The organism is Pseudomonas sp. GW822-FHT06B12, from assembly GCF_058799675.1.
On record NZ_JBXALR010000009.1, the window covers coordinates 192,264 to 206,312 of the forward strand.

A 14,049-nucleotide genomic window follows, 5' to 3' on the forward strand; every position below is an offset into this window, starting at 1 on the left:
GATCGCAGCCTGCGGCAGCTCCTACGGTCGGTGAGTTATTGATTTATTAAATTGCACGCAATCTAATTGCTCGCTATGTTTAAGTTTCCTCGTCCTCCACCGGAGCATGCGCCATGACCGACAACCTGCTGAGTATTCCCTGCACCACCATCAAAGGTGAGCAAAAGACCCTGGCCGATTACGCCGGCAAAGCGGTTTTGGTGGTCAACACCGCCAGCAAATGCGGTTTCACCCCGCAGTACAAAGGTCTCGAAGAGCTGTGGCGAACCTACAAGGATCAAGGTCTGGTGGTGCTCGGTTTTCCGTGCAATCAGTTCGGTAAACAGGAGCCGGGCAACGAAGGGGCGATTTCCGAGTTCTGCGAACTGAACTTCGGTGTGAGTTTTCCACTGTTCAAAAAGATCGACGTCAACGGCAGTGACGCTCACCCGCTCTTTGTTCAACTGAAAAAACGTGCCCCGGGTGTACTGGGCTCTCAAGGCATCAAGTGGAATTTCACCAAGTTCCTGATCGGTCGGGATGGCAAGCTGGTCAAGCGTTTCGCACCGGCGACCAAGCCGCAGGACCTGACCCGCGAGATTGAAGCCCTGCTCAAATGAACGATTTGTCCGCCGATTCACTGCAGCTCGACAGCCAGCTCTGTTTCAAGTTGTATGCCGCGTCCCGGGCGGTGATCCGCGGCTATAAGCCGATGCTCGATCAACTGGGCCTGACCTATCCGCAATATCTGGTGATGCTGGTGTTGTGGGAGTGGCAGCAGAGTGCGCCTGAGCAGCCAACGGTCAAAGCCCTTGGCGAGCGACTGTCGCTGGACTCCGGGACACTCACGCCGTTGCTCAAGCGTCTTGAGCAGTTGCAACTGGTCCAGCGTCAACGTTCGCTGCGTGATGAACGTGAAGTGCACTTGAGCCTGTCGCCGGCCGGGGTTGCCCTGCGCGAACAGGTCGGGCCGCTCAAGGCGCGTCTGTTGTGCGACAGCGGTGTCGATCTTGAACGCCTGAACGAACTGCGCAGCGGTCTTGACCAGCTGTTGGGGCAGATCAAGACACTGTCGTAACCGGCACCCACAGCTCAAGCAGGGCGGCCAGTTCCTCGCGACGGAACGGTTTCGCCAGATAATCGCTCATGCCCGCCGCGCGGCAGCGTTCGCGCTCCTCGGGCATGGCGTTGGCGGTCAGGGCAACGATCGGCAGATCCGGCCAGCGCCCACTGTGACGGATTTGCCGGCTGGCCTCGTAGCCGTCCATGACCGGCATGTTGCAGTCCATCAGCACCATATCGAACTGCTTGAGTTCCAGCTGGTCGAGTGCTTCGGCGCCGTGGGCGGCGACAACCACGTTGCAGCCTAGCTTGCTGAGCATGCCTTTGGCCACGAGCTGATTGACCGGGTTGTCTTCCACCAGAAGGATTCGCGCCCGCCGCTGGGGCATGAGGCTTGACTCGTGAGTATCGGTGACAAGAGCGACTTCGTCGGCCTGCAAGGTGCGTCGCAGCGTCTGGTAGAGCGCGTTGCGGGCCAGCGGACGCGCTTGTTGTTGCAGTGGGGCGAGGGCAGTGGCTTCTTCGCTGGGCATGAAACTGCCATAGGCGGTCACCAGCAAAATCGGCGCGGTCATGGCCGGACGCAAACCGAACAGACATTCCGGGCAGTCGGTGATCAGCACATCGGGTGACAGTCCGATCAAGGAGTCATCGATGGTGCACTGTTGATACTCCAGACCCCAACCGGGCAACAGCTTGCCTAACAGTTCGGCCAGACCGCTGCTGGCGGCAGTGATCGCCAGGACCTTGCCGTGCAGGAGCGCGGGGGCGATTGCCGGAGTGTGCCCGGGTAGCGGCAGATCAGCGCAGAACTGGCTGCCGAAACCCGGCTCCGAGCTGATGGTGAGACGGCCCTGCATGGCTTCGCACAGGTTGTAGGTCAGCGCCAGGCCCAATCCGGTGCCGCCAAACTGGCGGGAAATACCGGCACCCGCCTGGGTAAACGGCTGGAATATTTTGACCTGGGCATCCTGCGCAATGCCGATACCGGTGTCGCAGACTTCGATTCTGACGCCGTCTTCATGGGGGCTCAGGCGCACGTCCACCCGTCCAAAACGGGTAAATTTAAGGGCGTTGGAGAGCAGGTTGCTGACAATCTGCCGAACCCGCATCGGGTCGCCGAGTACCAGGGACGGGAACTGCGGATCAATCAGGCACGTCAATTCGACACCGGGCGCCGCGTTCTGTGACAGCAGGTTGGCGGTGTCTTCGATCAGAGAGCCGAGGTCGAATGGAATGCTCTCCAGCTCAAGCTGGCCGGCGTCGAACTTCGACAGGTCGAGAATATCGTTAAGCAGTTCCACCAGTACTTTGCCGGAGTCGTGGGCAATCGACAGTTGCTGGCGTTGTTCGGCGTTCAGCGGGCTGTCCAGCGAGAGGGCGATCATGCCCAACAAGCCATTGAGCGGTGTACGGATTTCATGACTCATGTTGGCCAGAAATACCGAGCGCGCCTGGGCCATGTCGAGAGCAGTCTGGCGCGCAACTTCCAATTCTTCGTTCGATACGGTCAAGCGGCTATTGATCGCTTTCAGTTCACCGGTACGTGCCGAGACGATGTTTTCCAGTTGCCCGAGGTAGTCGGTCAGGCGGTTTTCGGCATTACGACGTTGCTGGATTTCGGTGGTCATGTTTTCGAATTGCTGGTTGGCCACCGTGACCAGGACGCCGATTTCATCGTTTTCGTGTGCCACCGGACACTCCAGCAGTGCCTGTTCGGGACTGCGTGGGTCGCGTCTGCTGAGTTCGCGGATGACCCGCACCAGCGGTTTGGTGAGCATCACGTAGAACAGCGCCAGGAGAATCCCGGTCAGTATCAGGCTGCGGACAAAACCGTTGATCAGAGTGACTTCGGCCCGGCGCAGAAAGCGGCTGCCAAAGGTGTAGGTGTCGACATCCAGTTGCAAGGTGCCGAGGGATTCTTCGGGCAGGTGGTCGAGGAACAGGCGGTCCTTGAACTGTCGATTGGCGCCAAACAGAAAGTCGCTGATCACTCGGTAGCCACCGTTTTGCAGGTCCGGGCGCTTTACGCTGGCGAGGATCGTATTGTTGTTATCGGTCAGTTGCGCACTGATGACCGCGGGCGAGCGCAGCAGGCCAAGGGTCAGTTCCTGGGCGAGTTCGGCATCGATGTTGTAGGCGATCCGCGAAGCCGGGTTATGGCTGATTTCCAGCAGCGACATTATTTCCCGGTTGATGGAGGCGTCTTCGCTGGCATAATCGATGCCTATTTGGACCAGACTGAGCAGGGTCCCCAGAATGAAACCGACCAGCACTGTGAGCCTGGCTTGCTTGTAAGACAGGCGGTTGGTGAACTTGATATCCATGGTGTGCTGAACCACTTTCGTTTCCCTTCTGGGCGAAGCATAGCCGATCATCCATGGATTACGGCATGACTGGCGGGTGAGCGATTATCGCGATAATTGCGGCATTGCGCGCTGCTTTTGGTTTTCTGTCCCCATCATTACTGTGAACGTGCCCGAGGAGAAGTCGTGGATTCCCGATTGAATGCATTTCTTGAACGCGCCGATGCGGTTCTGGCTCGTATCGAGCCATTGCTGCCCGCACCGCGTAGCGCCATCGACTGGACGCAGTGCCTGGCTGCGCGCTGGCAGCGTGAGGGTCGCAGTGGTTTTCTGTTGCCGCTTGAGGTCAGCCTGGACATGCGTTTGTCCGACCTGATCGGGGTCGACAAGCAGTTGGAACAGTTGGGGCGAAATACCCGGCAGTTTCTCGACGGCATGCCTGCCAACCACGCGTTGCTCTGGGGTTCGCGTGGCACCGGCAAATCGTCGCTGGTGCGGGCCTTGCTGGCTGAGCACGCCAAGGGTGGTTTGCGCCTGATCGAGATCGAGCGCGATCACCTGGCAGACCTGCCGCGCGTCGTTGAGCAAGTCGCCAAGTTGCCTCAGCGCTTTGTGCTGTTTTGCGATGATTTGTCCTTCGAGGCGGGTGAGGGCGACTACCGGGTGCTCAAAAGCGTGCTTGATGGCTCGCTGGAGCAGGCACCGGATAACGTGCTGCTGTACGCCACCTCTAACCGTCGCCATCTGGTCCCGGAAAAAGAGAGCGATAACGAAAACTGGAAAATGGTCGACGGCGAGCTTCACCCCAACGAGGCGGTTGAAGACAAGATCGCGCTGTCGGATCGATTTGGCCTGTGGCTGTCGTTTTATCCTTTTACCCAGGAGCACTTCCTCAATGTGGTCGAGCATTGGGTGGGAGCGTTGGCAGGCAAGGCCGGCCTTGAGTGGAAACGTGATGAGGAACTCGAGATTCTCGCGGTTCGCTGGGCTACCGGACGCGGCAATCGCAACGGCCGTTGCGCGTATCAATTTGCCCGGTATTGGGTCGGACTGAAGTTGTTGGAGCACAAGGCATGATCGATTTGCAAAAGAGCGGCGCGGGTCTTGAGGGCTATGGTCTGCTTTGCGCGCAACTGGAGTCGTTGCTGGCGGATGAGCGCGACTTTATCGCCAATGCCGCGCAGTTTTCGGCGTTTTTGTTCAACCAGCTCGATGACTTGAATTGGGCCGGGTTTTACCTCAATCGCAACGAGGAACTGGTGCTCGGGCCTTTCCAGGGGCAGATCGCCTGTGTGCGGATTCCGTTCGGCCGGGGCGTGTGCGGTGCGGCGGCAGCGACTTTGCAGACCCAGTTGGTCGAGGACGTGCACGCGTTCCCCGGACATATCGCTTGTGACAGCGCATCGAACAGCGAGCTGGTGGTGCCGCTGGTCAAGGACGGTCGGTTGATCGGTGTGCTGGACCTCGACAGTCCTTTGTTGGCGCGTTTCACCGTTGAAGATCAGGCCGGCATCGAGCAGTTGGCGGCGATTTTCTTGCGTTTGACCGAGTGCTGATCCAGCCCGTAGCAGCTGTCGAAGGCGGCTGCCACGAGTTGTTTCAGCGTGGTTTTTACACATTGGCGTGATGACGGATCTGTCGTTGCAGCGCCAATTCCAACTCAAGCATGGCGTGTTCTATGCCTTTGCTGCGGACCTTGAGCTGGTCCAGGCAGAAGCCTTCATGGCACATGCGTTCAAGCGCTTCGCAGCCGTCGATCAGCCTTGAGGCCTGGACGATACGGGCCGCTCCTTTGATTTTGTGCGCCACATCGATGAAGGCTTGCGGCCCGCTCGCAGGTGGCAGAGCGAGGAGCTCCTGGCGGTCGAGGCGATTGCTGTTGAGCAATTCGGCAAGCAAGCGCTGAACCCGTTCTGGATCGCCGCCGGTGAGCAGCTGCAAGCTGTCCAGGTTAAAAACCTGAACTTCGCTGACCGCCTTGAGGGCTTCCAGTTGCTGGCTCAGTGCTGTCAGCCCGATGGGTTTGAACAGGCAATCGTTCATGCCTGCTTGCCGGCATCGCTGTTTTTCTTCCGGTTGAGCATTGGCCGTGAAGCCAAGCACGGTGCAGGGCGGGCGCTGCTCATCGTGCTCGGTCTGGCGGATGGCACGGGTGAGTTCGTAGCCATTCATCAGTGGCATGTTGCAGTCCGCAATCACCAGGTCGAAATGGCCTTCTTTCCATGCCTGGAAACCAGCCTCGCCGTTGTCGGCCGTGACGGATTGATGCCCCAGAAAACCGAGTTGCTGGCACATCAGCAATCGATTGGCGGGATGATCATCAACCACCAGCACATTCAAGGTGACCGAGGTATGCGCAATCACCGGTTGCGGGTTGTCGGGCACCACTGCGTCCGGCAGTGCAGTCATCTGCAATGAAATCCGGACCTGAGTGCCGACCCCGGGGGTACTGGTCAACTGCACGCAACCGCCCATCATTTCACACAGGTTGCGGCTGATCACCAGACCCAAACCCGCGCCGCTTCTGGCCAAGTGTCCGGTGTTGTCTGCCTGGGTGAAGGGTTCGAACAACCGTCGCTGATCGTCCTCGCTGATACCGACACCGGTGTCATTGACCGATAACTCCATTGCCATCCAGTCGGGCTCCGAGGTCGGTTGCAGCGTGACCTTGATCTTGACCTGGCCGTGCTCGGTGAACTTGATGGCATTGCTGATCAGGTTGGACAGTATCTGTTTGAAGCGCAGGGGGTCCAGCAGCACATCGGGTTGTTCAGCGCTGGTGGGGAACTCCAGCACCAGGCTGAGGTTTTTTTGCCGGGCCAATCCGTCGAAGACCCGCACGACCGCTTCCACGGTTTCGCCGAGGTTCACCCGTTCTGGCGCCAGGCTCAAATGGCCGGACTCGATTCGGGCGATATCGAGGATGTCGCCAATCAGCTCCAGCAAGTCCTCGGCCGAGCTATAGGCCACCTCAATGGCCGGCCGATCCAGGTGACCCTGATCGGCCCGTTTCAAGGTCAGCTCGAGCATGCCGATCACCGCATTCATCGGGGTGCGGATTTCATGACTCATGGTGGCGAGGAAGGTGCTCTTGGCGCGATTCGCCTTGTCCGCCTGCTCTTTGGCGGACCTGAGCTCATCAAAAAGCTGTCGTCGTTCGCTGATGTCGATCCAGCCACCTATGATCCCCTGGACCTCGCCCGTCGAATCTCGATAGGGAAGAATCCAGTGATAGATCGTCAGCATTTGCCGGCCAATGTGCAGGGGGCGGTCGAGAATCAGCGGGACGCCTTCGGCCACCACTCGCTGGTAATCCGCCTGATATTCCCTGGCCTCGAACTCGTTGCTCATGGCGCCCTGCATGAGGCTTTTTCCAATCACGTCCTCGCGTTTGGCACAAAAGGCCTCCAGATAGCTGTCGTTACAACTTTGCAGCAGTCCTTCACGGTCCCGTACGTAAATGGGATGAGGTGTTCCGTTGACCAGCGTGCGCATGAATTCGAACTGGTCATTGAGTGCGCGCTCCGTTTTCTGGCGTTGCTTGATCTGCCTGCGCATGTGGGCATTCCAGGCCAGTGAAATCAGCAACAACAAACCGCTGCCAATGACCAACTGATAGAACAGGCGATGGTAGTTACGCCAGGTGCTACTGGAGGTGCCCGTGTAGCCACGCCAGCGACTGTTGATTATTCCCAGTTCGTCCGGCGCAATGCTTAAAAGGGCTTTTTCGAGGATGGAGTTCAGTTCGGTAGCGTTGCGCGCGGTCGCCAGTGAAAACGCTGCTTGCTGTGTCCCGATAGTCGCACTGATTTGCAACGCGTCCTCGAACACTTGCGATGAAATGAAGTGGTTGGCAATCACCAATGAGTTGACTGCGCCCTCTACCTGACCTTTGGCGAGTAACTCTACCGCGCTGAACGTGTCTGGCGTTTCAATCAGCTGGATCGTCGGGTGCTCGCGACGCAGGTAGTCGAGGAGTGGATTACCTTGAGTGATTGCAAGGCTCTTGCCACTTAGTTGCTCAAGACTGATTGGGCCGCTGGTGCTCTTTCGGGTCAGTAGTACAAATGAGTTTTCCAGGTAGGGACGGGTGAAGCTCAGCTGCGCCTCGCGTTCGGTGCTGGGAAGAATCGCGGCAATCAGGTCAGCCTGGTTGTCTTTGACCTGTCTGATCATCTCGCTGTCACTTCGGCTGCGGTGAATCTCGAACTGTAAACCGGTTCGGAGCCTGATCAGTTCGAGCAAGTCAGCGGCAATGCCCCGAAAGGTCTCGTCGGTGTCAAAGAACGTCAACGGGGCGAAGGCGTCGTTGACGACCACGCGAACAACCGGGTGCTGCGCAAGCCAGCGCTCCTCACGATGGGTCAATTGCAGTTTGTGGTCAGTCAGAAGGATATCGCTGCCCGCGCTCCAGCGTTTGGCAATGTTTTCCCGCTCACCCGCAGGCACCCCTTTGAGTACGGCATCAATGATTTCCAGCAGGTTCTGATCGTCCTTGCGCACAGCGAAGCTGAACCCATAGGCCTCATGTTTGCCGAAGTTGGCCATCCGTATATTTTTCAGATAACCCTTGTTGATCGTGAAGTGGGTTGAAATGGTGTCGCCGAGGAACACATCTGCCTGGTCAAAGGCGACGGCACTGATCGCATTCTGGTAGGACGGATAAGAGGTAATGATGGCCTTGGGGTATAGCGCTTTTACCTCATCCAGCGGCAGATAGTGATAGACCATGCTTAATCGCATGTCGGCCAGGCCTTCAGTTAATGATCGTTTTTCAGCCTCCCGAGTGACCAGAACCGACTGATCAATGGCGTAAGGTGCAGAAAGCGCGATGTTCGGGTGCCTCGCTTCAAAACCATTGGCTGTTCCGAGCAGATCGATTTCGCCGCTTTCGAGTGCCTGGATGGCAGCATCTCGGTCGAGATAGCGACGGACCTTGATCGGCAAGCCCAGGGACTTTGCAAGAATCCCCGCATAATCAGCCGTGAACCCCTCGTAGTCGTGGCCGCTGATCGTTAAATCGAAAGGGGGGTAGTCGGGAGCGGAGGTCCCCAGGATCAGTTCGCGTTTATTGTGTATCCACAGCCGTTGTGATTTATCCAGCTGAACGTCCATATGACCTGCGGTTGAGCGGCTAAGCAGTGTGTAGTTGCCGATTCCGGTGTCTGCCACGGACGCGGAGGTGCTCAGGCATAAACCTGCGCTCAAATACAATAAATAGTCCTTTAAACACCTGGGCATCCTGTCCCTCACACTAGCGCGTTACGTTTTGCCATCTCGATAAGCTCAACCAAGGATTTGGCCTTGAGTTTCTGCATGAGTCTTTTCTTGTAGGTGCTGACGGTCTTGTTACTGAGGAACATGCCTTTGGCGATTTCCTTGTTGGTACGACCTTGAGCGAACAGCTGCAGAACCATCAGTTCGCGATCATTGACCGTCTTGAACAAGTCCAGCTCCGCACAGACGCTTTCATCCCCGCGAACCGGGTTCAAGGCCTGGCTGGGGAAGTAGTTGTAACCGGACAGCACGGCCTTGATGGCACTCAGCAGTTCGCTGAGGTCTTCCTGTTTGCAGACGTAACCGGAGGCTCCGGACTGCATGCAGCGGATGGCGAAAAGTGTTGGGCACTGGGCCGTCAAAACCAGGGTCTTCAGCGGAGTACTCATTGCATTGAAGCGCGAGAGCACCTCCAGTCCATCGAGTTTCGGGATGCTGATGTCAAGGATGATCAGGTCGGGCATGCATTCGCGAACCATCTGCATCGCATCGACTCCGTTGTCGGATTCACCGACTACTTTGTAACCTTCATGTTCTAGCAACATGCGAACTGCAAGGCGAATGACGGGGTGATCGTCGACAATAAAAACTGAGTTCATAATCATGTCCCATACGTGTGCAAATAAAGCGAGCACCTTAGCTCAGATAAGGGAGTTGACGCATGAAGTGACGGGCCTGTAGGTGCAATATAGGACATGTCCTACATTAAAAGAGGCAACGGATTACGTGTTAACTAGGTTTGTAAGGAAGAGTGAGAGTATTAGGTCGGTATGTAGGTGGTCATTAGTCCTGGTTGATATGAGTTTCACAGTTAGTGCTGAATCACTATTTTTGGGGTGTGGTGGTATTGAGGGCTTTCTGTTTGTCGTGAGGTGTCCGAGGACACTCCGTTAATTGTGTTTGTGGGGATCAACAAGTTTATAAATTCAGATTGTTTCAGTGGTTTTGCCAAATACCCAAGCAATGGCAGTTGCCGTTCGTGTGCGTTCTTTTTCAATATGTCCAGTTCGCTTGAGTCAAGGCTGCTCAGGATGATTGCCTGCTGTATCAGGCCCTGGTGGCTGGCAATGCCGATCAAGTCGAGGCCGCAAAGGTCAGGCAGGCATTGATCGCACAGCAAGATGTCGTATGGTCGCTGAACCTGAGTCATCGCCTGCAGTGCATTTTCAGCATTGTTTACGGCGGTGACCTGAGTGAAGCCGTAACTTTCAAGCAGGCATCGGGTCGCTTTCAGCTGGAAGGGATGATCCTCCACCAGCATGATGTACAGATCGTATTTGAACATATGGCTTTCCATGCAAAATGGCTGACCTGCGGTGGCGTCAGAAATATTTTTATAGTTTTAATCAGCACTGTCTTCTTTGCCGTTAATGGATGCCTGTCAGATTTACGGCTCTCGGTCATATTGAACAGGATAGAGTGATTATTTCGCGTGTATATAGAGCAAACGATAAGTTTACTCTGCACAGGGTGTAGGGAAAATCTCTCAGTACTACAAAGTGTTGGAGGATGATCAGTCGCCACTGAATATTCCGGGGCGACTGATCGATTGATTTTACGAGTGGCTGGAGCGTCCGGTCATTTCCAGGGCCATTTCGCTTGCATAACTGTCGGTCATGCCGGCAATGAAGTCGATCATGCGTAAAAACGAGGTATGCAAAGGCCCGTGCGGGTCAGGTGCATTATTGCCAAGCAGATCGAGTATGCGCCGGTTCTTGAATGATGCCGTACCACCGCCGTGCTGCTCCAGCGCCGCGCCACAAAAGCCGTTCAGCAGAATTTCCAGCGTGGTGTACGCACCGATTTCATGCAGGGTTTTGCGCTTGTCCTGGAAGATTTTTTTGCGCGCCATGTCCTTGGCATTCAGCACGCAACGCTTCGCCGGCCCGTGCATGTGTTCCACCAGATCGCCGTGAAGGGTGCCCGCCAACAGCGCGTCCTGTTGCTCGACGAATGCACGTGCCGCAGCGTTGGTCAGGTGCTCGATGGCTTTGCCACGCAGAATCGCCAGTTTGCGGCGGCGCGAGTCATTGGGGCCGAGTTGACGGTAGGTTTCCGGCAGATCATCCCCAACCAGACCGAGTAACAGAGACTCCACCTCGGCGTATTCCAGAAGCTCCATCTCCAGACCATCTTCAAGGTCGATCAAGGCATAGCAGATGTCATCGGCAGCCTCCATCAAATAGACCAGAGGATGCCGGGCCCAGCGCTGTTCCTCGAGTTGCGGCAGGCCCAGTTTCTGGGCGATCTGCTCCAGCAGGGGCAGTTCGCTCTGATAGCAACCGAACTTGTGTTTTTTGTAACCCAGCGAATCGGCATGGCGCGCGGTCCATGGATACTTCAGGTACGTACCCAGTGTTGCGTAGGTCAGCCGTGTACCGCCGTCGAACTGGTGGTATTCCAGTTGGGTCAGCACCCGGAAGCCTTGGGCATTACCCTCGAAGTTGAGGAAGTCGTCGCGTTCGACTTTGCTCATGGCATCCAGCCAGCCCTTGCCCGCGGCTTGTTGAAACCAGTAGCGAATGGCGTCTTCACCCGAGTGGCCAAAAGGCGGATTGCCGATGTCATGGGCCAGGCAAGCTGATTGCACCACCATGCCCAGGTCGCTCGGCTCGCACCAGTCGGGCAGGGCGCTGCGGATGGTTTCACCGACGCGCATACCCAATGAGCGGCCCACGCAACTGACTTCCAGTGAGTGGGTCAGGCGCGTGTGGATATGGTCATTGCTGGACACCGGGTGGACCTGGGTCTTGCGGCCAAGACGGCGAAAGGCGCCGGAGAAAATGACCCGGTCGTGGTCTTTATGGAAGGGACTGCGACCGAGTTCTTCCGGGCTGTGCACCGGCTTTCCGAGGCGTTCACGATTAAGCAGGGTATGCCAATCCAAGGCAGGTTCTCCGTCAGGTGACTGATGCCCTAGCTTCCCGGTTCGTGCAACGCCCTGCAAGCGGAACTACAGGCCCACCGCGTCGATATCGATCAGCAGCAAGCGTTGACCATTATCGAAGAACTGTCCGGCGGTGAGGCAATACTGGTTGCTGGTGGCATCGCGGTACGTGTTCGACAGGGTCAAGCGCCGCTCGTCCCAGCCCTCGGCCAGCAGATGATAGAAGTACGGTCGCCAGGACCAGTTGTGACCCAGGTAGCGGTTATCGGCTTCCCAGCCGCCATTGCGCCATTCCAGGTTGGGGGTGAGCTGGGTACCCTGCCGGTCGCATTGGTAAAAGCGCAGTAGCCAGGGGAAAGCATTCAATTGCGGCAAATGGCTGATGGGCGCATGGGCCTGAGCCCAGGCTTGCAGAATACCCATCAGTTCGCCGAGCTGTTGGCGCATGACCATCAGCCGTCCGCGCTCGGCCAGTTTCTGTTGCACATAGCGCTCTCGCAGCCTTGCGAAGTGTTCGACGAATGCATCGCTGGCGAAGAAATCGACCTGCGCCCTGGCAAACAGAAAGCCCTGAACGTAACGCGAGCCGCACTCCAGAGCGAAATTCAACTGAGCTTCTGTTTCCACGCCTTCGGCGATGATCCAGCAGCCGGTTTTCTCTGCCATTTGTGCCAGTGCCTTGACCACATCGCTGCTTGGACCGCCCCGTGCGGCCGCCTGGAACAGGCGCATGTCGAGTTTGAGAATGTCGGGTTGCAGCGCCAGAACGCGATCGAGCTGGGAATACCCGGCGCCGAAATCATCGATGGCAATTCGCGCACCTGCCTGTCGATAGCGAGTCACCACCTCGCTCAGACGCTGGCTGTCGCCACCCAGTTCGGTAATCTCGAAAACAATGCGTCGCGGGTCGACAGCGTGCCGGATCAGTTGTTTGAGGCTGGGTAATGCCTGATCCGCACGCAATCGACTGATCCAGCGCGGTGACATGTTCAGGCTCAGAAACCAGTCGGCGGGTGCTTCATGCAGCCGGCTCAAGGCGTCATCACGGATTTGCCGATCGAGGCGGCGTAACGCGATGGCGGGGGTTCGTTGATCGGCAAACAGCGGGCCGACCGAGGTGAGTTGGCCATCGGCCTGGCGCAGGCGACCCAGCGCTTCGACGCCAGCAATACGTCCTGTAGCAGTATCGATGAACGGCTGAAAGCAGGCGAGCGGTTGCCCGTCGATCACGTGGCCTCCTTAGTAAGGTCTGGTTTGGAGTCGAGCCTGGTTGCCGGGTAGGCAGGCAGAATCGAACCTCTCGATAAAGAGGTTCGTTCCTTGAAGCTTTGCAAGAATGCAGCCAGATGTTGGCTTACTGGTTTTTGCGCGAGGAGCCTTGCAGAACCAACTTGATCAGCGGCAACAGGCTGGTGCCCAGCTGGACTAGCCGAGTGACGCTGCTGATGCCACCGCTCTTGGCGCCCTTGCCGCTGAGAAAGCCCAGCAAGGTCACGGCGGCGATGCCCCAGAGCGGCGCGTGCTTGATGCCCAGACCCTCCTGAACGCTTTGCGTCATCGCGCGTACGCGCTGCAAGGGCTGCAACAGCTGCCGGGACTCGTGGCGAATTTCCTGGCGATGCATTTCCATGCGCAAGCGTATCAACGCCTTGCGCATCTCTTGCCGCGAACAGTTTTTGGGGATTTCAGGCAGGCTCATGGCAGCAGGCGCTCCCTGTCGTTCGCCAACTCTTCAAGGGTGGCATTGAAAGGCGATGATTCATCGAAGATCGCCGCTTTCAAGCGCATGCCACAGAAGAGTGCCGCGAGCGTATAGAAGACGCACAGACCGATGATCCCCGCCAGGCGATAAGTGTCCCACAGCAGAATCAACACCAGCGTCGAAAGCCCGATCAGCAGCAGCAAGGTGAAAACCAGCGCCAGGCCCGCGAACAGCAACAGGCTTACGGTACGGGCTTTCTGCTCTTGTAATTCGATGCCGAACAACTCGACATGGCTGTGCAGCAATCCGAGAAAAGCGGCGCCCAAGCGTCGCGATGAAGCGCCGGGGCCAGTTTCGGACGAGCCGGATTCACCGATAGCCATATCAGCGCCGCGTCGCCAACAGACCAATCAAAAAGCCTACGCCGGCCGCGATACCAACAGCCTGCCATGGGTTGGCCTGAACATAGTCTTCAGTGGCGGTGACGGCTGCCTTGCCGCGTTCGCGCATGGAGTCTTCGGTCAGTTGCAGGGTCTCGCGAGCCCGCAGCAAGCTTTCGTGAATCTGGTTGCGCAGCTCATCGGCTTGATCACCGGCCAGTGTGGCGGTGTGTTCCAGCAACCGTTCAGTGTCGCTGACCAGTGTCTGAAAATCTTCCATCAGGATTTCTTGAGCAGTCTTTGCCGTTTTTCTGGCCATGGTGATCTCCATAATTGGCGTATGAAATATTCGAGTACGAGCCTTGCACGAAGGTTCAGTGCCAGGGGGCGTTCTCAATTAGTTTCCCCACCGCGGTGGGTAAACTATTTGAGAACGCCCCCTAATGCCTGGTACAG

The 14,049-nt window shown here is 57.2% G+C and carries 12 protein-coding genes and 1 pseudogene; 4 read left to right on the forward strand and 9 right to left on the reverse strand.

Features of this window, described 5'->3' with window-relative positions:
• Positions 1-113 precede the first annotated feature (113 nt).
• Both AC1RKH_RS20545 and AC1RKH_RS20550 read left to right on the forward strand, forming a co-directional pair.
• Positions 114-599 carry a glutathione peroxidase gene (locus tag AC1RKH_RS20545; RefSeq protein ID WP_123428925.1) on the forward strand — a complete coding sequence of 162 codons (486 nt, stop codon included), beginning with the start codon at positions 114-116 and terminating at the stop codon, positions 597-599.
• A complete protein-coding gene (locus AC1RKH_RS20550) occupies positions 596-1,057 on the forward strand; it encodes a MarR family winged helix-turn-helix transcriptional regulator (protein ID WP_493063226.1) in 462 nt (153 codons plus the stop codon). The genes AC1RKH_RS20545 and AC1RKH_RS20550 overlap by 4 nt, the downstream gene beginning before the upstream one ends.
• On the opposite strand, the gene AC1RKH_RS20555 is transcribed toward AC1RKH_RS20550, so the two are convergent.
• On the reverse strand, positions 1,041-3,368 hold the full coding sequence (locus AC1RKH_RS20555) for a hybrid sensor histidine kinase/response regulator (RefSeq protein WP_493063225.1): 2,328 nt from the start codon (positions 3,366-3,368) through the stop codon (positions 1,041-1,043). The genes AC1RKH_RS20550 and AC1RKH_RS20555 overlap by 17 nt on opposite strands.
• A gap of 165 nt (positions 3,369-3,533) precedes the next feature.
• Between AC1RKH_RS20555 and AC1RKH_RS20560 the strand changes: the two genes are divergently transcribed.
• Together AC1RKH_RS20560 and AC1RKH_RS20565 are read left to right on the forward strand one after the other, a co-directional pair.
• Positions 3,534-4,424 carry an ATP-binding protein gene (locus AC1RKH_RS20560; RefSeq protein ID WP_493063224.1) on the forward strand — a complete coding sequence of 297 codons (891 nt, stop codon included), beginning with the start codon at positions 3,534-3,536 and terminating at the stop codon, positions 4,422-4,424.
• Positions 4,421-4,903: a GAF domain-containing protein gene (locus AC1RKH_RS20565; protein WP_493063223.1), complete on the forward strand. Its 483-nt coding sequence runs from the start codon at positions 4,421-4,423 to the stop codon at positions 4,901-4,903. The genes AC1RKH_RS20560 and AC1RKH_RS20565 overlap by 4 nt, the downstream gene beginning before the upstream one ends.
• Before the next feature lie 55 nt (positions 4,904-4,958).
• Here AC1RKH_RS20565 and AC1RKH_RS20570 read toward each other — a convergent pair whose 3' ends face one another.
• The 8 genes and pseudogenes from AC1RKH_RS20570 to AC1RKH_RS20605 form a co-directional block, all read right to left on the reverse strand.
• The gene (locus AC1RKH_RS20570) at positions 4,959-8,588 is read right to left on the reverse strand and encodes a transporter substrate-binding domain-containing protein (RefSeq protein WP_493063222.1); all 3,630 of its coding nucleotides are present in this window, start codon (positions 8,586-8,588) and stop codon (positions 4,959-4,961) included.
• 8 nt (positions 8,589-8,596) lie between these two features.
• Positions 8,597-9,223: a response regulator gene (locus AC1RKH_RS20575; protein ID WP_493063221.1), complete on the reverse strand. Its 627-nt coding sequence runs from the start codon at positions 9,221-9,223 to the stop codon at positions 8,597-8,599.
• Positions 9,224-9,534: 311 nt separating this feature from the next.
• Positions 9,535-9,909 (reverse strand): annotated as a pseudogene (locus AC1RKH_RS20580) (response regulator); the annotation flags it as partial.
• Positions 9,910-10,179: 270 nt separating this feature from the next.
• Entirely contained in the window at positions 10,180-11,511 is a 1,332-nt protein-coding gene (locus tag AC1RKH_RS20585) for a deoxyguanosinetriphosphate triphosphohydrolase (protein ID WP_493063220.1), read from the reverse strand.
• Between the two features lie 66 nt (positions 11,512-11,577).
• Positions 11,578-12,741, reverse strand: coding sequence for an EAL domain-containing protein (locus AC1RKH_RS20590; RefSeq protein ID WP_493063219.1), 1,164 nt, complete (start codon positions 12,739-12,741; stop codon positions 11,578-11,580).
• A 124-nt stretch (positions 12,742-12,865) separates the two neighbouring features.
• Positions 12,866-13,210: a hypothetical protein gene (locus AC1RKH_RS20595; protein WP_493063218.1), complete on the reverse strand. Its 345-nt coding sequence runs from the start codon at positions 13,208-13,210 to the stop codon at positions 12,866-12,868.
• Positions 13,207-13,596 (reverse strand): phage holin family protein, encoded by a 390-nt coding sequence (locus AC1RKH_RS20600; protein ID WP_123428908.1) that lies wholly within the window; start codon positions 13,594-13,596, stop codon positions 13,207-13,209. The genes AC1RKH_RS20595 and AC1RKH_RS20600 overlap by 4 nt, the downstream gene beginning before the upstream one ends.
• 1 nt (position 13,597) lies before the next feature.
• Positions 13,598-13,912 (reverse strand): ElaB/YgaM/YqjD family protein, encoded by a 315-nt coding sequence (locus AC1RKH_RS20605; protein ID WP_123428906.1) that lies wholly within the window; start codon positions 13,910-13,912, stop codon positions 13,598-13,600.
• Positions 13,913-14,049 lie beyond the last annotated feature (137 nt).

Bases quoted from the DNA above. Each gene is read 5' to 3' on its own strand.
- AC1RKH_RS20545 (WP_123428925.1), top strand. From the start codon at position 114: ATGACCGACAACCTGCTGAGTATTCCCTGCACCACCATCAAAGGTGAG.
- AC1RKH_RS20550 (WP_493063226.1), top strand. From the start codon at position 596: ATGAACGATTTGTCCGCCGATTCACTGCAGCTCGACAGCCAGCTCTGT.
- AC1RKH_RS20555 (WP_493063225.1), bottom strand. From the start codon at position 3,368: ATGGATATCAAGTTCACCAACCGCCTGTCTTACAAGCAAGCCAGGCTC.
- AC1RKH_RS20565 (WP_493063223.1), top strand. From the start codon at position 4,421: ATGATCGATTTGCAAAAGAGCGGCGCGGGTCTTGAGGGCTATGGTCTG.
- AC1RKH_RS20570 (WP_493063222.1), bottom strand. From the start codon at position 8,588: ATGCCCAGGTGTTTAAAGGACTATTTATTGTATTTGAGCGCAGGTTTA.
- AC1RKH_RS20575 (WP_493063221.1), bottom strand. From the start codon at position 9,223: ATGAACTCAGTTTTTATTGTCGACGATCACCCCGTCATTCGCCTTGCA.
- AC1RKH_RS20595 (WP_493063218.1), bottom strand. From the start codon at position 13,210: ATGAGCCTGCCTGAAATCCCCAAAAACTGTTCGCGGCAAGAGATGCGC.
- AC1RKH_RS20600 (WP_123428908.1), bottom strand. From the start codon at position 13,596: ATGGCTATCGGTGAATCCGGCTCGTCCGAAACTGGCCCCGGCGCTTCA.
- AC1RKH_RS20605 (WP_123428906.1), bottom strand. From the start codon at position 13,912: ATGGCCAGAAAAACGGCAAAGACTGCTCAAGAAATCCTGATGGAAGAT.